The sequence below is a fragment of the Arthrobacter sp. 8AJ genome, assembly GCF_902506025.1.
Lineage (GTDB): Bacteria > Actinomycetota > Actinomycetes > Actinomycetales > Micrococcaceae > Arthrobacter.
Map to the genome: position 1 here is coordinate 956,682 of NZ_LR733289.1, position 19,840 is coordinate 976,521.

The 19,840-nt window shown below is 66.4% G+C and carries 21 protein-coding genes and 1 pseudogene; 17 read left to right on the plus strand and 5 right to left on the minus strand.

From position 1 onward, the window contains the following. Window positions 1-24: 24 nt before the first annotated feature. Window positions 25-285, plus strand: a pseudogene (locus tag BACI349Y_RS20515) (DUF1961 family protein); the annotation flags it as partial. Between the two features lie 135 nt (window positions 286-420). On the opposite strand, the gene BACI349Y_RS04420 reads toward BACI349Y_RS20515, so the two are convergent. Next, a complete protein-coding gene (locus BACI349Y_RS04420; protein ID WP_159630808.1) occupies window positions 421-987 on the minus strand; it encodes an ABC transporter substrate-binding protein in 567 nt (188 codons plus the stop codon). A 306-nt stretch (window positions 988-1,293) separates the two neighbouring features. Here BACI349Y_RS04420 and BACI349Y_RS04425 point away from each other — a divergent pair, with 306 nt between their 5' ends. Further along, window positions 1,294-1,671: a DUF7793 family protein gene (locus BACI349Y_RS04425; RefSeq protein ID WP_159630810.1), complete on the plus strand. Its 378-nt coding sequence runs from the start codon at window positions 1,294-1,296 to the stop codon at window positions 1,669-1,671. A 13-nt stretch (window positions 1,672-1,684) separates the two neighbouring features. On the opposite strand, the gene BACI349Y_RS04430 is transcribed toward BACI349Y_RS04425, so the two are convergent. Next, a complete protein-coding gene (locus tag BACI349Y_RS04430) occupies window positions 1,685-2,707 on the minus strand; it encodes a LacI family DNA-binding transcriptional regulator (RefSeq protein ID WP_159630812.1) in 1,023 nt (340 codons plus the stop codon). Window positions 2,708-2,859: 152 nt separating this feature from the next. Between BACI349Y_RS04430 and BACI349Y_RS04435 the strand changes: the two genes are divergently transcribed. From BACI349Y_RS04435 to BACI349Y_RS04470, 8 genes are all read left to right on the plus strand, one after another. Next, the gene (locus BACI349Y_RS04435) at window positions 2,860-3,204 is read left to right on the plus strand and encodes an L-rhamnose mutarotase (protein ID WP_159630814.1); all 345 of its coding nucleotides are present in this window, start codon (window positions 2,860-2,862) and stop codon (window positions 3,202-3,204) included. Between the two features lie 127 nt (window positions 3,205-3,331). Beyond that, on the plus strand, window positions 3,332-4,498 hold the full coding sequence (gene rhaI / locus BACI349Y_RS04440; protein WP_159630816.1) for an L-rhamnose isomerase: 1,167 nt from the start codon (window positions 3,332-3,334) through the stop codon (window positions 4,496-4,498). Between the two features lie 6 nt (window positions 4,499-4,504). Continuing rightward, window positions 4,505-6,541, plus strand: coding sequence for a bifunctional aldolase/short-chain dehydrogenase (locus tag BACI349Y_RS04445; RefSeq protein WP_159630818.1), 2,037 nt, complete (start codon window positions 4,505-4,507; stop codon window positions 6,539-6,541). Further along, a complete protein-coding gene (locus BACI349Y_RS04450) occupies window positions 6,538-8,022 on the plus strand; it encodes a rhamnulokinase (RefSeq protein ID WP_159630820.1) in 1,485 nt (494 codons plus the stop codon). Before BACI349Y_RS04445 ends, BACI349Y_RS04450 begins: the two co-directional genes overlap by 4 nt. 2 nt (window positions 8,023-8,024) lie before the next feature. Beyond that, window positions 8,025-9,044 carry an acetylxylan esterase gene (locus tag BACI349Y_RS04455; protein WP_159630822.1) on the plus strand — a complete coding sequence of 340 codons (1,020 nt, stop codon included), beginning with the start codon at window positions 8,025-8,027 and terminating at the stop codon, window positions 9,042-9,044. Window positions 9,045-9,287: 243 nt separating this feature from the next. After that, entirely contained in the window at window positions 9,288-10,409 is a 1,122-nt protein-coding gene (locus BACI349Y_RS04460; protein WP_159630824.1) for a 3-deoxy-7-phosphoheptulonate synthase, read from the plus strand. A 154-nt stretch (window positions 10,410-10,563) separates the two neighbouring features. Next, entirely contained in the window at window positions 10,564-10,776 is a 213-nt protein-coding gene (locus BACI349Y_RS04465; RefSeq protein ID WP_043452394.1) for a helix-turn-helix domain-containing protein, read from the plus strand. A 151-nt stretch (window positions 10,777-10,927) separates the two neighbouring features. After that, window positions 10,928-11,026: a 30S ribosomal protein bS22 gene (locus tag BACI349Y_RS04470; protein WP_003792170.1), complete on the plus strand. Its 99-nt coding sequence runs from the start codon at window positions 10,928-10,930 to the stop codon at window positions 11,024-11,026. Between the two features lie 105 nt (window positions 11,027-11,131). Here the strand turns inward: BACI349Y_RS04470 and BACI349Y_RS04475 are convergent, their stop codons facing one another. Then, window positions 11,132-11,950 (minus strand): HAD family hydrolase, encoded by an 819-nt coding sequence (locus BACI349Y_RS04475; RefSeq protein WP_159630826.1) that lies wholly within the window; start codon window positions 11,948-11,950, stop codon window positions 11,132-11,134. 78 nt (window positions 11,951-12,028) lie between these two features. Here BACI349Y_RS04475 and BACI349Y_RS04480 point away from each other — a divergent pair, with 78 nt between their 5' ends. Continuing rightward, window positions 12,029-12,283, plus strand: a complete 255-nt coding sequence (locus BACI349Y_RS04480) for a glutaredoxin family protein (RefSeq protein WP_159630828.1) — start codon at window positions 12,029-12,031, stop codon at window positions 12,281-12,283. A gap of 10 nt (window positions 12,284-12,293) precedes the next feature. Then, a complete protein-coding gene (locus BACI349Y_RS04485) occupies window positions 12,294-12,998 on the plus strand; it encodes a redox-sensing transcriptional repressor Rex (protein ID WP_159630830.1) in 705 nt (234 codons plus the stop codon). Between the two features lie 71 nt (window positions 12,999-13,069). Here BACI349Y_RS04485 and BACI349Y_RS04490 read toward each other — a convergent pair whose 3' ends face one another. Next, a complete protein-coding gene (locus BACI349Y_RS04490) occupies window positions 13,070-13,897 on the minus strand; it encodes a hypothetical protein (RefSeq protein WP_159630832.1) in 828 nt (275 codons plus the stop codon). Window positions 13,898-14,130: 233 nt separating this feature from the next. Beyond that, window positions 14,131-14,679 carry a YceI family protein gene (locus BACI349Y_RS04495; protein ID WP_159630834.1) on the minus strand — a complete coding sequence of 183 codons (549 nt, stop codon included), beginning with the start codon at window positions 14,677-14,679 and terminating at the stop codon, window positions 14,131-14,133. 214 nt (window positions 14,680-14,893) lie between these two features. Between BACI349Y_RS04495 and BACI349Y_RS04500 the strand changes: the two genes are divergently transcribed. The 5 genes from BACI349Y_RS04500 to ccsB are packed head-to-tail and all read left to right on the plus strand — an operon-like array spanning window position 14,894 to window position 19,825. Then, window positions 14,894-15,574, plus strand: a complete 681-nt coding sequence (locus BACI349Y_RS04500) for a histidine phosphatase family protein (protein WP_159630836.1) — start codon at window positions 14,894-14,896, stop codon at window positions 15,572-15,574. Window positions 15,575-15,609: 35 nt separating this feature from the next. Next, window positions 15,610-16,188, plus strand: a complete 579-nt coding sequence (locus BACI349Y_RS04505) for a TlpA family protein disulfide reductase (RefSeq protein WP_159635196.1) — start codon at window positions 15,610-15,612, stop codon at window positions 16,186-16,188. A 15-nt stretch (window positions 16,189-16,203) separates the two neighbouring features. After that, window positions 16,204-16,959 (plus strand): cytochrome c biogenesis CcdA family protein, encoded by a 756-nt coding sequence (locus BACI349Y_RS04510; protein WP_159630838.1) that lies wholly within the window; start codon window positions 16,204-16,206, stop codon window positions 16,957-16,959. Next, the gene (gene resB, locus BACI349Y_RS04515; RefSeq protein ID WP_159630840.1) at window positions 16,959-18,737 is read left to right on the plus strand and encodes a cytochrome c biogenesis protein ResB; all 1,779 of its coding nucleotides are present in this window, start codon (window positions 16,959-16,961) and stop codon (window positions 18,735-18,737) included. Before BACI349Y_RS04510 ends, resB begins: the two co-directional genes overlap by 1 nt. Continuing rightward, window positions 18,737-19,825 (plus strand): c-type cytochrome biogenesis protein CcsB, encoded by a 1,089-nt coding sequence (gene ccsB / locus BACI349Y_RS04520; RefSeq protein ID WP_159630842.1) that lies wholly within the window; start codon window positions 18,737-18,739, stop codon window positions 19,823-19,825. The genes resB and ccsB overlap by 1 nt, the downstream gene beginning before the upstream one ends. Window positions 19,826-19,840 lie beyond the last annotated feature (15 nt).

Below are 19,840 nucleotides of genomic sequence, written 5' to 3' on the forward strand. Positions count from 1 at the left end.
GGACGGGCTACTACCCCCAGTACCATTAGGGGTGATATCGATGCCCTGCACGTCTCCTATTTCCGCCACAAGTTCCCGTCCGAGCGCGCGTTCCGCACCTGCAACCTGCGCAAAAGTGCCGGCTTCGAGCTGGTGGCGCAGGGCGCGGACCCGTTGCCGCCCGCGGAGGATGCCACGGACTTCTACCGCCTGGAACTGGTGAAGGACGGGCCCCTGGCGGCGTTTTCCATCAATGGGCTGCTGCTCTTCAAGTGGCAGGATCCGTCGTCGAAGGTGCTCGGCGGCGGCCGGATTGGTTTCCGGCAGATGGCCCCGCTCCGGGCGGCTTACCGCAACCTGGTGGTGGCGAGATTTAGGCGAAAACGACGATGGGCAGTCCCGGGGGACTGCCCATCTTGCTGCCTTGTGGACTGCCGGGAACTAGAGCCCCAGCAGCCGGTTGAGCAGGTTGGCCAGGCCGCTGAGGCCATTGCCGCCGTCAAGGAGCCCGGTGACGGCGCAGAGCAGGTTGCCGACAAGTTTGCCCGCTCCCGACTGCGCAACAAGGTCCAGGACCACCTGGTTCAGGTCGACATTGAGCCCCAGGACGTCCAGGTGCAGCGGCCCGAGGACCAGGTTCACGATGTCGCAACCGCCTCCTGTGGCCGTCGCGGCGTTGGTGGTGGGGGCCGCAGCAGCCGTGGTAGTCACGGTCTGGCTCACCGGAGTGGCCACGCCGGCAAGATCGGTGAGGGTGCCCTGCACCAAGCCGGTGACGGTCAGCTGGCCGTTCTGGACGCTGAAGTTGGATGGCGTAAACGAGCCCACGAAGGTGCCCACGCCGTCAATGGTCTGGTTGATGGTTCCAGTGACGTTGGCTGTCTGGGATGACTGGGAAGCGGCAGAAGGAGCCGCGGGTGCTGCTGCCGTCGCCGGGCCTGCCATGCCGAAGAGCATGGCGCCGGAGAGGGCAATGGCGGTGACTGAAGCTGAGACCTTTGTTCGCATTTTCGGTAAATCCTTTCAGCGCCGGGTTGCGGCGCTCTGAACCCCCCGAGGCTCCGCCCCCATGGAGAACCCCGGCGGAACTGGTTATTTCAAATGCACTTGTTTCAGATGCAGCCCTGTCGGGCCGCGACACGCAGCTCCGGATGGTGATCCAGGCCACGGGCACGTCGATCAACCTATTAGTAAGCATGCTGAGTAGTCAAGTCGGGGTTGCGGCGCTGTTTGTCGGGCACCAGGCCGCCTGTGCCGGGTGGACTGGTGCAAGATAGAGGGGTTCAGGAACTGCCCACTGGAGGGAGGCGGGGTATGGAGCCCGTAATGGTCGACGGCGGCAAGGGAACCGTGGAACTGAGCGCTGACGGCGTCATCCACCTCATGTGGGAGCCCAAAGTCCGCATAGAAGTCGAGGATGCACAGGCGGCGATGGCTGCGGTGAACCGCATAGCAGGGGACGGCAACTATCCAATGCTGGTGGACATGGCCACCACGGAGAACGTCAGTATCCAGGCCCGCTCGGTGTTCTCCATCCCCTGCGCCGCCAACCGGATTGCCCTGCTTGGATCGAGCCCGGTGGACCGGATCATCGCGAATTTCTTCCTGGGAGTCCATAATCCGCCCTGCCCTACCCGCTTCTTCACGTCCCGGGACGAGTCCATGAAGTGGCTGCAGCAGACGGGAAAGTAGAGCGCCCGGCTGATCAGCCGGCGGCCGGCGCGGCCGTGCTCTGGCGGACCACCAGCTCCGGCGTGAACACTACGGACCGGTGGACGGGATTTTGGGACTCCACCTCTTCGGACAGCAGTTCGATGGCTGTCCGGCCCAGCAGTTCGGTGGGCTGGCGGATGGAGGACAGGGGAACCACCGCGGAGATGGCAAAGTCGATGTCGTCATAGCCAATCAGCGCCACGTCCTCCGGGATCCGGAACGTGTGCGTCATAGTGAGCGACTGCATGACGCCCAGGGCCAGGAGGTCGTTGGCGCAGAAAATCCCCTCGGGCAGTTCAGCCCGCCCGCGCTCCACAAGCATGTCGCCCACGCTGCGCCCAGCCAGGACGGTCTGCCCTTCAGCATCCAGCACCTCGAGGCTGGCGTCCGGCTCCTCCTTCACGGCCCGCTGGGCCCCCTGGAGCCGGTCCGCGACCTGCCGGATGGACATGGGGCCGCCAACAAAAGCCAGCCGACGGCGGCCGGTGTCCAGCAGGTGCCGGGCAGCCAGGTAGCCTCCGGCGTCGTCATCCACGGCTACCGAGCTGAACTTGGACTCGTCAGCCAGCCGGTCCACCAGGACCGTTGGCACGCCGCGCTCGCGGAGGAGGTCCAGCCTTTCCGTTACATCGCCCACCGGCGAGATCAGCAGGCCCTGCACGCGCTGCTCCTGGAAGAGGTCAATGTAATTCGCCTCGCGGCCGGCATTGTGGCCGCTATCGCCCAGCAGGACGGCGCTTCCCTGCAGCGCTGCGGCGTCCTCCGCCGCGCGGACCACGGAGGTGAAGAACGGGTTGCCTACGTCCAGGACGATGAGCCCGATGGTGCGGCTGTGGCCAACACGGAGTTGGCGGGCGGCATCGTTGCGGACAAACCCCAGTTCGTCGATGGAGCGCAGGACCCGTTCCTTGGTCCGGTCGGACACCCTGTCGGGATAGTTGAGGACATTGGACACCGTCCCCACGGCCACGCCCGCGTGGGTGGCCACGTCCTTGATACTGGCTGTGCGGTTCATCGATTCTCCGTGCCGACCTGCCCGCCGCGGGAGCTTCCGCGCGGGAAATCAAAAGTTTCTGCCATTGCTTGACACCTGCTCAACTCCAAGAGTACTTTGAATCGTACCAATGAAACGATTCAAAACTTTGGGAAGTTTGAGGAGGAGTCCGCATGAGGGTGTGTTTCCGTTCCTCGGTCCAGCCGGCGCTGATCGATGAATACCGGCGCCGGCACGCCGCAGTGTGGCCGGAAATGCTGAACGCCCTCAAGGAGGCGGGGTGGCACAACTACTCCCTGTTCCTGGGCGGGGACGGGCTCCTGGTGGGGTACGTGGAGTGCGACGACTTTGACGCCGTCCGCGCCCGCATGGCCCTGACGGAGGTGAACGCCCGCTGGCAGGCCGAGATGGCAACCCTGTTCGAGGACTCCGGCCAGGCGCCCGACGAAGGGTTCCAGGTGCTGGAGGAAGTCTTCAATCTCAACAGCCAGCTGGCGGCACAGCCCCCCGCAGGCTGACCGGCAGGACGCGGGACGCAGGACCACCGGCGCACCGGAACAGCAGGCAACTGCCAGCAGGCACGCTCCAGCAGCGGGGCACCAACCAAACGCATCAGACAGACGCTCAACACCGGAAAGAACCAACATGAACGACGTAGCAACGGCGCTGGGCAGGCTCGGGGAGCTTGCCATCGAGGTCCCTTCGTGGGCCTATGGAAATTCAGGTACGCGGTTCAAGGTGTTCGGCACGCCCGGCACGCCGCGGACGGTCCAGGAGAAGCTGGCGGACGCCGCCAAGGTCCACGAGCTGACCGGCCTGGCCCCCACTGTGGCGCTGCACATCCCGTGGGACAAGGTGGACGACTACTCCGCCCTCCGGGAGTATGCGGCGGGACTGGGCGTGGGCCTGGGCACCATCAACTCCAACACCTTCCAGGATGATGAGTACAAGTTCGGCTCCCTCACCTCCTCCAACCAGGCCGTCCGGCGCCGGGCCATCGACCACCACCTCGAGTGCATCGACATCATGCACGCCACGGGTTCGCAGGACCTGAAGATCTGGCTGGCGGACGGCACCAACTACCCGGGCCAGGATGACATCCGCGGCCGCCAGGACCGGCTGGCTGAGTCCCTGCAGGAGATCTATGCGGCCCTGGGGGATGGGCAGCGCCTGGTGCTGGAGTACAAATTCTTTGAGCCGGCGTTCTATCACACGGACGTGCCGGACTGGGGCACCTCCTACGCCCAGACCCTGGCCTTGGGGGAGAAGGCGTTCGTCTGCCTGGACACCGGCCACCATGCGCCGGGCACCAACATCGAGTTCATCGTGATGCAGCTGCTGCGCTTGGGCAAGCTGGGTTCCTTCGACTTCAACTCCCGCTTCTACGCCGACGACGACCTGATCGTGGGTGCCGCCGACCCGTTCCAGCTGTTCCGCATCATGCACGAAGTGATCCGGGGCGGCGGGTACGGCAAGGACTCCGGTGTGGCGCTCATGCTGGACCAGTGCCACAACCTGGAAGAGAAGATCCCCGGCCAGATCCGCTCCGTGCTCAATGTCCAGGAAATGACGCTGCGCGCCCTGCTGGTGGACACGGCCGCCCTGGGCGAAGCGCAGCGTGCCGGCGATGTCCTGGCCGCCAACGGCATCTTCAACGATGCCTTCTACACCGACGTCCGGCCCATCCTGGCCGAGTGGCGTGAATCCCGCGGCCTGCCCGCGGACCCAATGGCCGCCTTCAAGGCGAGCGGTTACCAGAAACAGATCAACGAGGACCGCGTGGGCGGCCAGCAAGCCGGATGGGGCGCATAACCAGCCATGATCAATAAGACTGTGGAAGACCTGATCTCCCGTTCCAACCGCCTGGGCGCGGACAAGCGGAACACGAACTACGCCGGCGGCAACACCTCCGCCAAGGGCACCGAAAAGGACCCCGTCACGGGCGACGACGTCCAGCTGCTCTGGGTCAAGGGTTCCGGCGGTGACCTGGGCACCCTGAAGGAGCAGAACCTTGCGGTGCTGCGCCTGGACCGGCTGAACGCTTTGAAGAATGTCTACCCGGGCGTGGAACGGGAAGACGAGATGGTGGCCGCGTTCGATTACTGCCTGCACGGCAAAGGCGGGGCCGCCCCATCGATCGACACTGCCATGCACGGCCTGGTGGACGCCGCGCACGTTGACCACTTGCACCCGGACTCCGGCATCGCCATTGCGACGGCTGTGGACGGGGAGGCGCTGACCACCAAGATCTTCGGTGACAAGGTGGTCTGGGTTCCCTGGCGCCGTCCCGGTTTCCAGCTGGGCCTGGACATCGCCGCGATCAAGGACGCCAACCCGCAGGCCATCGGCACCATCCTGGGCGGCCACGGCATCACCGCCTGGGGCGCCACCAGCGAAGAAGCAGAGCAGAACTCGCTGTGGATCATCGACCAGGCCGAAAAGTACATTGCAGAGAATGGGAAGGCCGGGCCCTTCGGTGCCAGGCTTCCCGGCTACGCGGCCCTGCCCGAAGCCGAGCGCCGTGCCAAGGCCGCAGCCCTGGCACCGGTGATCCGCGGCCTGGCCTCCACGGACAGGCCGCAGCTGGGGCACTTCAGCGATGACGCCGTCGTCCTTGACTTCCTGGAGTCCGCGGAGCACCCAAGGCTGGGCGCCCTGGGGACCTCCTGCCCGGACCACTTCCTGCGCACCAAGGTCAAGCCGCTGATCCTGGACCTGCCGGCCGAGGCCTCCATCGAGGACTCGATCTCACGGCTCACAGAACTCCACACCGCCTACCGCGAGGACTACCAGGCCTACTACGACCGGCACAAGGACGCGGACAGCCCGGCCCTGCGCGGCGCGGACCCGGCCATCGTGCTGGTCCCCGGCGTGGGCATGTTCTCCTTCGGGGCGAACAAGCAGACCGCCCGGGTGGCCGGCGAGTTTTATCTCAACGCAATCAACGTCATGCGCGGTGCCGAGGCCATCTCCACCTACGCCCCGATCGAGGAATCCGAGAAGTTCCGCATCGAGTACTGGGCGCTGGAGGAAGCCAAACTGGCCCGGATGCCCAAGCCGAAGTCCCACGCCACCCGGGTTGCCCTGGTGACCGGTGCCGCGTCCGGCATCGGCAAGGCCATCGCCACACGGTTGGCGTCCGACGGCGCGTGCGTCGTCATTGCCGACCTCAACCTTGAAAACGCACAAAAGGTCGCCGGGGAGCTGGGCGGTGCCGACGTCGCCATCGGCGTCCAGGCAGATGTCACCGACGAGGCGCAGGTGTCCGCGGCCATCGACGCTGCTGTCCTGGCGTTCGGCGGCGTGGACCTGGTGGTCAACAACGCCGGCCTGTCCATATCCAAGCCGCTGCTGGAAACCACCGAAAAGGACTGGGACCTCCAGCACAACGTCATGGCAAAAGGCTCGTTCCTGGTGGCCAAGGCCGCGGCGAAGGTCATGATCGCGCAGGGCATGGGCGGGGACATCATCTACATCTCCTCCAAAAACTCCGTGTTCGCCGGCCCCAACAACATCGCCTACTCCGCCACCAAGGCAGACCAGGCCCACCAGGTGCGCCTGCTCGCCGCCGAGCTGGGCGAGCACGGCATCCGCGTGAACGGCATCAACCCCGACGGTGTGGTCCGCGGCTCCGGGATCTTCGCCGGCGGCTGGGGCGCCAAACGTGCCGCGGTCTATGGCGTGGACGAGGAAAAGCTGGGCGAGTACTACGCGCAGCGCACCCTGCTCAAGCGCGAAGTCCTGCCCGAGCACGTGGCCAACGCCGCCGCCGTCCTCACCAGCAACGAACTGTCCCACACCACCGGCCTGCACATCCCCGTGGACGCCGGAGTGGCGGCAGCTTTCCTGCGGTGAGTACGTTGCCACGCGACGCCGAGGGTGGGGTGTTCGCCGCCGTCGACATCGGCGCCTCATCCGGGCGGGTGATCCTGGGCCGCGTTACTTCCGCCGGGGTGGTGCTGGAAACCGTCCACCGGTTCCCCAACGGCGTGATGGAGCGCGACGGCGGCCTCCGCTGGGACTTCGACGCACTGTTCGCGGAGGTGCTGGCGGGACTCCGTGCGGCCGCCGCGGCGGCGGCAGCCCGGGGCGAAAAGATCGCCAGCGTTGGCATCGACACCTGGGCCGTGGACTACGGGCTGGTGGACAGCGCGGGGAACCTCGTGGCGCAGCCGTACAGCTACCGCGACGACCGCAGCAGGACCGCCGTCGCGCCCGTCCACGCCAAGCTGGAACCCCCCCGCCTGTACCAAACCACGGGGCTGCAGTTCCTGCAGTTCAACACCATCTACCAGCTGGCCACTGAGAAGGACCTGGACGGGCTGCAGGCCCTCCTGATCCCGGACCTGATTGCGTTCCTGCTCACCGGGGTGCGGCGGACCGAGGCCACCAACGCCTCCACCACCGGCCTGTTTGACGCCGTGGCGGGGGAATGGGCCACCGAATTCTTCGCGGCGCTGGGACTGCGGAAGGACCTGTTCCCGCCGCTGATCCAGCCCGGCGAAACCGTCGGAACACTCCTGCCGGACATCGCCGGGCAAGTGGACCTCCCGCCGGAGACCCCTGTGGTGGCGGTGGGCTCGCACGACACTGCCTCCGCCGTCGCGGCCGTTCCCGCCGTGGCAGACGGTGGCCGCGGGGAGAACTTCGCGTACATCTCCTCCGGCACGTGGTCCCTGGTGGGGCTGGAACTGAAGCATCCGGTCCTCACCGGGGCCAGCCGGGAAGCCAACTTCACAAATGAACGCGGCGTGGACGGCACCATCCGCTACCTGCGGAACGTGGGCGGACTGTGGCTGCTGAGCGAATGCCAGCGCACCTGGGCCGGTGAAGGCTTCCAGCCCGACCTCGCCGCCCTGCTCACCGCCGCTGCGGCCCTCCCCGTCGGCGGGCCGCGGATTAATGCCGACGACCCGTACTTCATCGCCCCGGTCAACATGCCAGGGCGCATCCGCGCGGCGGTCCGCCGTACCGGCGAGGTCCTGGCCGATGATCCCGCGGCCATCACCCGCTGCATCATGGACAGCCTCGCGGCCGGCTACGCCAGGACCATCACCACTGCGGAACGCCTCGCCAACCGTGAAGTGGACGTGGTGCATGTGGTGGGCGGCGGCTCCCAGAACACCCTGCTCTGCCAGCTCACCGCCAACGCCACCGGGCGCCCGGTGGTGGCCGGACCCGTCGAAGCCACCGCCCTGGGCAACGTGCTGGTCCAGGCACGGGCCGCCGGAGCCGTCGACGGCGGGCTGGCCGAGCTCCGCCGGATAGTCGCCACCGGGACCAGCCTGGACCGGTACCAGCCACTTGTCGCTGCGCGCCAAGGATGCGTGAATTAGGAATGCCCCTCTTCGACCTTCCCCTGTCCCAGCTCCGCAGCTATACCTCCGAGGTCACACCGCCGGGTGACCTCAAGGCGTTCTGGGATGCCACCCTGGACGAAGCGCGGGCCTTTCCGCTCGACGCAACCTTCGAACCGGTGGACAACTACCTCACGGTGATCGACACGTTCGACGTCACCTTCTCCGGCTTCGGCGGCGCGCCCGTCAAAGGCTGGCTGCACCTGCCGGCCAACCGGGAGGCAGGCGTCAGGCTGCCGGTGGTGGTGAACTACATTGGCTATTCCGGCGGCCGCGGCCTGGCCAACCAGGACACACGGTGGGCACAGGCCGGGTACGCACACTTGATCATGGACACCCGGGGCCAGGGGTACGGCGGCACGCTGGGGGACACCGCGGATCCCCACCCCTCCGCGGGGGATGTGGCGCACGCGGGCCTCATGACCAGGGGCATCGCCAGCCGGGAGGACTACTACTACCGCCGTGTCTACGTGGACGCCTTCCGCGCGGTGGAGGCTGCCCAGGCCCACCCCGCCGTCGATCCCGCCAAAGTGGTGCTGGCCGGTGTCAGCCAGGGTGGTGGCCTGGTGGTGGCCACGGCGGGGCTCACCGCGGGACGGCTCGACGGCGTCATCGCCGCGCTGCCCGATGTCCCCTTCCTGCAGGACTTTCCCCGCGCCATCGACATCACTCCGCGGGGGCCCTATCCGGAGATCGCCCAGTTCCTGGCGCGGCACCGGGACCGCTACGACGCCGCACTTGGCGTCCTGAACTATTTCGACGGCGTCAACCTGGCCCGCTGGGCCACCGTTCCGGCGCTGTACTCGGCTGCGCAAATGGATGACATCTGCCCGCCGTCCACGGTGTTCGCCAGCTACAACGCCTACGGGACCGGCACCCACGCCTCATCGGCCACCGGTGCCGTGAAGGACATTGAGGTGTACCGGTTCAACAACCATGAGGGCGGCCAGGAACACCACTGGATCCGCCAGCTGCAGTTCCTGCGGAAGCTCCTGGGGTAGGCTGCGGCGCCGGAATGTGACGCAACCGATTTTGCGGCCGCCGTGTGCCGGGTTTATGGTCTCTTCCATGACTAACCGTTGGTATGCGTATTTTTCGTTGGCTCTGGAGGGGCCCGCGTCTAACTGACACGCATCCAACTTCCTTCAGAGCCAACAGGGCAGAGATCATTCTCTGCCCTTCGCCGTTTCTCCGGCGGGTTCTGAAATCCGGGCCCGCTTCCCATCTGGAACAGGACCCCGAACATGAGCACCGCAACAGCAGCCGCCCCCGCCAGCGCCACCAAGTCCACGTCCAACCTGCGCGTCAGCGAATTCACTGCGCTGCCCGCCCCGTCGGCGCTTCTCACCAAACTGCCGCTGGGTGACCGGGAGGCCGCCGTCGTCGAACGCGGACGCGACGAAGTGCGCGCCATCATGGACGGCGTGGACGACCGCCTGCTGGTCATCGTGGGCCCCTGCTCCATCCACGATCCCAAGGCCGGGCTGGAGTACGCCCGCCGGCTGGTCAGCCAGGCCGAGAAGCACAAGGAAGACCTGCTGATCGTCATGCGGACCTACTTCGAGAAGCCGCGCACCACCGTGGGTTGGAAGGGCCTGATCAACGATCCCCGGCTGGACGGCAGCCATGACATGGTGACCGGCCTGCGCACCGCCAGGCAGTTCCTGCAGCAGGTCACGGCGCTGGGCCTGCCCACCGCCACCGAATTCCTGGAGCCGATCAGCCCGCAGTACATGGCGGACCTGATCTCCTGGGGAGCCATCGGTGCCCGCACCACCGAGAGCCAGATCCACCGCCAGCTGGCTTCCGGGCTCTCCATGCCCATTGGCTTCAAGAACGGGACCGATGGCGGCCTGCAGGTTGCCATCGATGCCTGCGGTGCCGCCGCGGCGGCCCAGGCCTTCCTGGGGATCGACGGCGAAGGCCGGGCCGCGCTGGTGGCAACGGCCGGAAACCCCGATACGCACGTCATCCTCCGCGGCGGCCGGAAGGGCCCCAACTACTCGGCCGCCGATGTGGAACGCGCCTCCACCGAACTGGCGGGCAAGGGGCTCAACCCCCGCCTGATCGTTGATGCGAGCCACGCCAACAGCGGCAAGAGCCACCACCGGCAGGCTGAGGTGGCACTGGAGATCGGTGCCCAGCTTGAGGAAGGCGGCGCAGCGGCCCGGGCAGTGGCAGGTGTGATGCTGGAGAGCTTCCTGGTGGGCGGCGCCCAGAACCTCGATGTTGCGGAGCACGCCGCGGGACGGGCGGAACTGGTCTACGGCCAGAGCGTTACCGACGCCTGCATGGACTGGGATGTTTCCGCGTCAGTCCTGGAGCAGCTGGCGGCGTCGGCACGGAAGCGCCGGGCCTCGAATTAGGGGGCGAAATAGGGGAAACACTACTTTCACATCTGCCACATGAACATCTAGAGTATCTGTTTAGGTGGTTGGTGGATGGCTCAGCATCGGAACACCGCATTGGCACGTACCTGGGGTCACTGTTGTCCATCCGTCAGCAAAGGAAAATAGGGAAATGTCGGCAGAACAGAACTTCTCCAACGCGAAGTTCCTGACCGTGGCTGAAGTGGCCGAGGTCATGCGCGTCTCCAAAATGACTGTTTACCGCCTGGTTCACTCAGGCGAAATGCCCGCGGTGCGCTTCGGCCGCTCCTACCGTGTCCCCGAAAACGCCGTCGAACAGTACCTCAAAGGTGCGGTTGTGGACGGCCACACCGAGACCGCCTGAGGCGGCCTGTCCCGAGCCGCCCCCGATAAGCGGTACCCTGTTAAGGAACGTTTTACGTCATTGTAAGAATCTGTCAGTTGTTCAGTTCGTAGCTTTGTCCGCGGACATTCCCCATCAGGCAGGTACTGCATCTAGTTTGTAAGGAACTTTCGTGGGTTCAGTTATCAAGAAGCGTCGCAAGCGTATGGCCAAGAAGAAGCACCGCAAGTTGCTTCGCAAGACCCGTCACCAGCGCCGCAACAAGAAGTAGAGATACTTCGAACAGCGTGGAAATGCCCGTCGCCTTCCAAAGGCGGCGGGCATTTTCTTGTCTTCAGGGTTTTGAACTGCAGGCTTTTGGCTGCGGCAGGGTGGTTTATGCCCGGGGACCGCGGATGCGGGCGAAGCCCTTCCAGAGGCCGTAGACAGCGCCGCCGAAGGTTGCTGCCTTGAGGCCCAGCGTGGCAGCGCGGCGGCCCGCGCGGAAGTCATACACGGGCCAGTTCCGGTCCCGGGCGTGCCGGCGAAGCTTGGCATCCGGGTTGATGGCCACGGGGTGTCCCACCAGTGACAGCAGCGGCACGTCGTTGTAGGAATCGCTGTACGCCCAGCAGCGTTTGAGGTCCAGGCCCTCCTGGTCCGCAATTCCCTGGACCGCTACGGCTTTGGCCGAGCCGTGCAGGATGTCCCCCACCAGGCGCCCGGTGTACATGCCGTCCGACACCTCACCTACTGTCCCGAGCGCTCCGGTCAGCCCCAGCCGGGTGGAGATGACTGTTGCCACTTCGATGGGGGTGGCCGTCACCAGCCAGACGCGGCGGCCCACCCGCAGGTGCTGTTCCGCCAACGCCTTGGCGCCGGGCCAGATCCGCGATGCGATCATCTCGTCGTAGACTTCTTCGCCGAGGGCCTTGATGTCGTCAACGGTGATGCCGGCGGCCAGCGTCAGGGCCGAATCACGGACCGCATGGACGTCGTCGATATTCTCACCGCGCGCCACGAACTTGAACTGCTTCCACGCGAATCCGGCCGCCTGGGCCAGGGTGAACGCGCCGCGCTGGTGCATCTTCCGCGCCACGTGGAAGAGGCTGGCCCCGCGCATCAAAGTATTGTCCACATCGAAAAACGCCGCTTCACCGGGCTGCGGCGCAGCAACCGGCCGCGTGACGACGGCGACGTATTTCTCCTCGGGCATGGACTTGAGTCTAGTCAATCCACCCGCTGGCCGCCGTCGGCGTCACCCGCACGGCGCGAACGGCGATACCGTTAAGCCATGGCTACCCCCCGCGTCGTCCTGGTCACCAAAGCTGACTGCCACCTTTGCGAGGAGGCGCGCGACGCCGTCGGCCGGGTCACTGCCTCGTTGGGCCTTACCTGGAGCGAAGAGCTGGTGGACAACCAGCCCGAACTGCGGGAGCGTTACGCCGAAGAGATCCCCGTGGTCCTGGTTGACGGGGTGCAGCGCGACTTCTGGAAGATCGACGAAGCCCGGCTGGAACGCGTCCTGCAGCGCGCCATGGCCAATTAGGGGGATGCGAGTGACGTCCTTGGATTCAACGTCCCAGCCCGTCCCGGGCATCCCGGATGCCGCGGGTGCACCGGCAAAGCAAATTCCCCCTGCTGCCGTGGCCCGGTTGACCCTGTACCTCCGGGCCCTGAACACGCTGCTGGCCGAGGGTGTTGAGCGCGTCTCCTCTGACTCTTTGGCGGAAGCCTCCGGCGTCAGTTCCTCAACGCTGCGCAAGGACCTGTCCCACGTGGGGTCCTACGGCACCAGGGGAGTGGGGTACGAGGTCCAGTACCTCAGCCGCCACATTGCCGCGGCCCTGGGGCTCACGCATGACTGGAAAGTGGCCATCGTCGGAGCCGGAAACCTGGGCAAGGCGCTGGCACGCTACGGCGGCTTTGAATCGCGTGGCTTCGATGTGGTGGCCATCTTCGACGCGGACCAGATGGTGGTGGGCAACGAGGTGGGATGGCTGCGGGTCAGCGACGTCGCGGACCTTGAGACCGTCCTCCACCGCACCGGGGCCAACATGGTGGTGCTGGCGCTTCCTGCGGCGGTGGCGCAGGGCATCTGCGACCGGGTGGTGGCGGCGGGCGTGCACAGCGTGCTCAGCTTCGCACCGGTAATGCTCCAGGTTCCGGAAGGGGTCAACCTCCGCAAGGTGGACATGGCCACGGAGCTGCAGATCCTGGCCTACCACGCCCAGCGGGCGCAGGCGCCGGGGCAGACAGCCTAGGGGCACGGTTTAAGGGCGGCGGCCCGGGATGCTGGACATCCCGGGCCGCCGTTGCGTTCTGTGGTTGGTGGTCAGCGCCCGTAAGGGTTGCCGAAGCCACCGGAATACGGGTTGGCGAAGGGCTGCTGCTTCCGGAAGTAGGGGGCAGCGGCAGGGAGGTAGAGCAGGACGATGGCGGCGATCCCCAGGACGGTCCCGATCGTTGCAAAGGAGGGGATTCCGAACAGGCCGAAGACCGACAGTGCAGCAAAGACGGTTCCCAGGATGCGTGCCCAGTTCTTGCCCTTGCGGATGAAGAAGGCCACCAGCAGGTAGAGGGCGGCGCCGATGATGCCAAAGACCACCAGGGAGCCGGCGATGAAGGGCTTGATGTCGTCGTAGGTGATGTCCGCCCCGCTGGCCCGGACCTGCTGTTCAAATTCCTGCCGGAACTGCGGGGCATCCAGCTGGGTGAGGTTGACGAGGATGGAGATGACGTAGATCGCGGTGGCAGCGATCAGCAGCCAGAATGCGATGTTCACCAGCTGGGGGACGCCGTTGCTTCCGGCCGGCTGCGGCTGCTCCGAGGGGTACTGGCCGTAAGGGGACTGGCCATACGGCGACTGCCCGTACTGGGGTGCATTCTGGCCGTAGCCCGGGGCCTGCGGAGCGTTCTGCCCGTACGGGGAACCGTACTGCGGCGCGTTTTGCCCGTACTGCGGCGCTGCGGGCGGCTGGGAACCGTACTGGGGCTGGTTCTGCCCGTACTGGGGAGCGTTCTGGCCATACTGCGGCGCGTTCTGGCCGTAGCGGGGCTGCTGTGGTCCGGGCTGCTGGCTGCCGGACTGGCCGTTCCCTGGCTGGCCATTGCCGGAGTGGGGGTCTTGGGGCGCGGGAGGCGGGACGGGAGGAGTACTCATGGCGTTCCTTCTGCAGGTCGGGATCCAGGTAGGCTGCCGGGAATCGGTCCTCAGCCTTCCCCCCAGCGTGGCTTAAGTCCACCGTACCCCCGGCGGGTGGCGTTGTGGGTGATTCAGGCGGGATCCACGCCCGCGGCCGGCAGGTGAACCCGGGGGAAAGGCCCTTGGTTAAACACGGCACCCCGGTACCGGGCCGGGATGGCCTGGTACCGGGGTGCCGTGAACGGGGAAACTTATGCTGCGGGGGCGATGAAGGCCAGTTCCAGGTTGATGGCAACCTTGTCGCTGACCAGCACGCCGCCGGCCTCGAGGACGGCGTTCCAGGTCAGGCCGAAGTCCTTGCGGCTGATGGTGGTTTCGGCGGTGAGGCCGGCGCGGGTGTTGCCGAAGGGATCGACGGCCACACCGTGGAGTTCGGTCTCAAGGGCCACGGGACGGGTGACGCCCTTGATGGTGAGGTCGCCCTGGAGTTCGTAGGCATCGCCCTTGGGGACGATCGAGTTGGAAACGAAGGAGATTTCCGGGAACTTCTCGACGTCGAAGAAGTCTTCGCCGCGGACGTGGCCGTCGCGGTTGACGTCGCCGGAGTCGAAGCTGGCGGTCTTGATGGTGGCGTTGACCTTGGAGTCGGCCACGTTCTCGGCGAGGTCCAGGGTGGCCTCGGCTTCCTTGAACTGGCCGCGGACCTTGCTGATGCCCGCGTGGCGGACGGTGAAGCCGATCTCGCTGTGGGAGTTGTCCAGGGTCCAGGTGCCGGTGGTGACGTCTGCGGGAAGTGCCATGATGTTGCTCCTTGGTGTGAATGCTGCTGGGGTCGTGCGGTTGAACCTTCATCGGTTGAAGTCTCAACTAACTTGCTGCATTCAGTATAAACATGCGTTTGCATCTTTTGTTCCCGGTTTCGGAACATTTCTTCAGAAACTTGAGTTCTACTCTTTGTAGAAAGCACGTGCGGAAGATTTCGGATCGCACGCCATCTTTGAGAAACTGGTAAACATGCCCCAAGCCACTGTCCATCTGCTCCGCCACGGCGAGGTCCACAATCCCGACGGCGTTCTCTACGGACGGCTCCCGGAATTCCACCTCTCCGAACTGGGGCAGGAGATGGCCCGGATGCTTGCCGAACACTTCCGCGAGCGTGCCGCGGGCGGCGCCCGGATCACCTACCTGGCCGCCTCGCCGCTGGACCGTGCGCAGGAAACCGCGCGGCCGACGTCGGAGGCGCTGCACCTGCAGATCCACACCGACGGGCGCATCATCGAAGCGGAAAACTACTTCGAGGGCATGAAGGTCACCAAAGCCGAACTCCGCCGGCCGAGGCACTGGCCGCGCCTGGTCAACCCGCTGCGCCCGTCATGGGGCGAGCCGTACAAGCAGCAGGCCGCGAGGGTGGCGGCTGCCGTCCAGGACGCCCGGCTGAAGGCCATCGAACTGGCAGCCGGCGACTTCGGCGCCGCCGGCCCCGAGGCCATCCTGGTCAGCCACCAGCTGCCCATCTGGGCGGCACGGCTGAGCGCGGAGGGCCGGCCGCTGTGGCATGACCCGCGCAAGCGCGAGTGCACCCTGACATCCGTCACGTCCCTGGTGTTCGACGACGACGGCTCGCTGGTGCGGGTCGAGTACAGCGAACCCGCGGCGTCCCTTCTTCCCGGTGCCGCCAGCACCCCTGGAGCCTAGCAGTGAGCAACAACAACCTTCCCTCGCGCCGCAGCATGCTTGCAGCAGGCGGCATGGCCCTGACCGCGCTGACCCTTGGCCTCTCCGGCTGTGCCCAGGAGGATGCGCTGGCCAAGCAGGCCAAGGCGGGAGACAACAAGAATTACGTTGCCGGCGACGGTTCCGTGACCGAGTTCGCCGCCGGGGACCGCAAGGAAGCCGTGCAGATCCAGGGCGCGCTCTTCAGTGGCGCCGCGGTCACCCCGGCCGACTTCCAGGGCAAGGTCAGCGTCCTGAACTTCTGGTTTGCCGCCTGCGCCCCCTGCCGCGTGGAAGCGCCGCTCCTTGAGGAACTGCACCAGGAGTTCAAGGACCAGGGCGTGCAGTTCTTCGGCGTCAACCTCCGGGACGAGAAGCCCACGGCAGAGGCTTTCGAAAAGACCTTCAACCTGACCTACCCCAGCTTCGACGACAAGGACGGCGGCGTCCTGCTGTCCGTGTCCGGCCTGGTGCCGCCCGGGGCCGTGCCCACCACCCTGGTGCTGGACAAGCAGGGACGGGTGGCCTCCCGCGTCCTCGGCGAAATCGAGAAGGGCACCCTGAAAGCCCTCATCACCGCCGCCGTGGCGGAATAGGGACAGGCCGGGACCGTGAACAGCCCCTTCGCCGAAGCTATCCTCAGTGGCTCCCTCCTGCTGGCCATTCCGGTGGCCCTGCTCGCCGGACTTGTGTCTTTCCTTTCCCCCTGTGTCCTTCCCCTGGTGCCCGGTTACCTGGGATATGTCACCGGACTGAGCGGAGTGGACCTGCAAAAGCAGAAACGCGGCCGGATGCTGGCAGGCATCGGACTGTTCGTCCTGGGCTTCTCGGTGATCTTCGTCCTGCTGGGCGGCGCGTTCGGCCAGCTGGGTACCCTGATCACGGGCAGCCAGAACGCCTGGATCACCCAGCTCCTGGGGATCCTGGTCATCATCATGGGCATCGTCTTCATGGGCGGCTTCAGCTGGCTGCAGCGCGACGCGAAGATCCACGCCAAGCCGCCCGCCGGGCTCTGGGGAGCGCCCCTGCTGGGCCTGACCTTCGGCCTGGGCTGGGCCCCGTGCATCGGCCCCACGTACTCCGCCGTGCAGCTGTTGAGTCTTTCCGGCGGATCCTCCGCCGCCAAGGGCGCCTTCCTTGCCTTTGTGTACAGCCTGGGACTGGGCATCCCGTTCCTGCTGATCGCGCTGGCCCTGCGCCGGGGGATGGGCGTCATGGCGTTCTTCCGCAAGCACCGCCTGGCCATCCAGCGGACCGGCGGCGGGATCCTGGTGGTCCTCGGGCTGCTGATGGCCACCGGCGTGTGGGGTGCCTGGGTGACCGGGCTGCAGTACTGGTTCCAAACCGACGTGAAGTTGCCGATCTGATGAGCGAGCGTGTGAACGTAAAGAAGAAGCAATCCGCCCCTGTCGCAGAGGCGAAGGCCCAGGCTGCCCTCCCGGCCCTGGGACCCAAGGGCATGCTCCGGTGGGCCTGGACCCAGCTGACCAGCATGCGCACCGCGCTGTTCCTGCTGCTGCTCCTCGCCGTCGCCGCCGTCCCCGGATCACTGTTCCCGCAGCGGCCGGCAAACCCGGCCGTGGTGACCCAATACATCAAGGACCACCCGGACTACGGCAAGCTGCTCGATTCCCTGCAGCTCTACGATGTCTACTCCTCGGCGTGGTTCTCCGCGATCTACCTCCTGCTGTTCATCTCCCTGATCGGCTGCGTGGTGCCGCGGGCCATCGCCCACTACAAGGCCATGCGCTCACAGCCGCCGCGGACCCCCCAGCGACTCTCCAGGCTGCCGGAATACGGCACCCTGGTGATCCCCGCCAGTGCCGCCGTCCCGGCGTCGGACGCCATCAACGGTGCGGCCGGCCTGCTGCGCAAGCGCGGCTACCGGGTGGAGGTCAGGGATGCCGACGGCGCCCTTCCGTCCCTGGGTGCCGAACGCGGCTTCATGAAGGAAGTGGGCAACCTGGTCTTCCACACCTCGCTCATCGGCGTGCTGGTGTCCGTGGCCGCCGGCGGCCTGTTCGGATACAGCGGCCAGCGCATCCTGGTGGAAGGCGACACCTTCGTGAACACCCTGGTGGGCTATGACCAGTTCAACCCGGGCACCAACTTCCAGTCCAGCCAGCTCCAGCCGTACTCGCTCCAGCTGGACAAGTTCAACATCACCTTCGACCGCGAGTCCCGGGGCAAGTTCGGCCAGCCCATCGATTTCGCCGCCACCGTGACCACCAAGGAAAACCCGGACGCTCCGCCCAAGCAGGAGATCCTGAAGGTCAACGACCCCGTGAGCCTGGGCGGCACCAGCATCTACCTCACGGGCAACGGCTACGCGCCGGTGGTGACCATCCGGGACGGGGCGGGCAACGTGGCCATGCAGGGCCCGGTGGTGGCCAAGCTGCAGGGCGAGAACTACTACTCCTCCGTGGTGATCAAGGTCCCCGACGCCCAGCCGGACCAGCTGGGCTTCGTGGGCTTCTTCCTCCCCACCGCGTTCGTGACGGACAAGAACGTCTCCTTCAGCGCCGACCCTGAGCTCTTCAACCCGCAGCTGACCCTGAACTCCTACTACGGCGACCTGGGCCTGAACAAGGGTGCTCCGCAGAACGTCTTCGAACTGGACGTCAAGAACCTGACCCCGCTCAACGCCAGGAACCTGGCCGCGGGCGGCATCACGCTGGCGCCCGGCTCCACCTACACCCTCCCGGACGGCAAGGGCAGCATCAGCTTTGACGGCGTGAAGCGGTACATCGGCGTGGACATCCACCACAACCCCGGGCAGCTGTACGCCCTGATCTTCGCCTTGCTGGCTGTGGCCGGCCTGATCCTTTCGCTCTACGTCAACCGCCGCCGCGTCTGGGTGCGCACCGGCACCGCTGACGACGGCCGCACCATGGTGGAATACGGGCTGCTGGCCCGCGGCGAGGACCACCGGCTGGCGGGCGAGGCGGCCGCGCTGCGGAAACTGTTCGCCACCGAGTGGCAGCTGGCCGACGAGGCCGCGCCTGACGCTGCTGCCCCCGAAAATACTGCCCCGTCCCAGCAAACTCCCAGCCGGACAGGCGATAATGTCGCAGGCTCCGCCGAAAAGGCCGAAGGCTCCGTCACCACCCCAGCAGGCCCCACCGGGCCCGAAAAGGACCAGTAATGCCATTTGGAATCAACGAAACCATGGGCCAGTACAGCGAACTCTTCATGCTGCTGGCGGCGGGCACCTACACAGTGGCCTTCATTGCCTTCGCCTGGGACCTGGCCAAGAGCAGCAAGGCCCTGCGCGCAGTTGACCTGAAGGCCGCCCAGGCCGGGGCTGCCACCAAGGTTCCCGTGGCCGCCGGTGTTGGCGCCGGCTCTGCCGGGGCGCGCCTGGACGGGCCCGCCGACCGGGCCGAGCGTCCGTCGTCGTCCGCTGCCAAGGCCGGCGGCGCCGGGGCCGGCGGTGTCGTAACGGCCGACGGCGACATGAAGTACGCCACGGAGCGCCGGGTTCCGGCGCGGGTCGCCGTGGCCCTGACCACCCTCGCCGTCCTCATCCACGGCGCCGGCGTGGTCACCAGGGCCCTGGGCGCGGGCCGCGTGCCGTGGGGCAACATGTACGAGTTCCTCACCACCGGCGCGTTCCTGGTGGCGGCCGTCTTCCTGCTCTCGCTGATCCGGCGCGACCTGCGCTTCCTGGGTACCTTCGTGGTGGGCCTGGTGATCATCATGCTGGTGGCTGCCTCGGTGGCCTTCTGGACCCCCGTGGGCCACCTGGTCCCCGCCCTCCAGAGCTACTGGCTGGTCATCCACGTATCCATTGCCGTGCTTTCCTCGGCCCTGTTCACCCTGACGTTCGCGATGTCCGCCCTGCAGCTGGTGCAGTCCCACCGGCAGAAGACCGTTGCAGCCGGCGGCGCCGACAAGCTCGGTTTCATGCGCCTGGTGCCCTCCGCGCTGAGCCTGGAAAACCTCTCCTACCGGATCAACGCCATCGCCTTCATCGGCTGGACCTTCACCCTCATGTTCGGTGCCATCTGGGCGGAAAAGGCATGGGGCCGGTTCTGGGGCTGGGACACCAAAGAGGTCTGGACGTTCGTGATCTGGGTTGTCTACGCAGGTTACCTGCACGCCCGCGCCACCCGCGGCTGGACCGGGACACGCGCCGCGTGGCTGTCGATCGTGGGGTACCTGTGCGTGATCTTCAACTTCACCATCGTGAACCAGTTCTTCAACGGGCTTCACTCCTACTCCGGCCTCTAGAAACGGGCCCTTTCC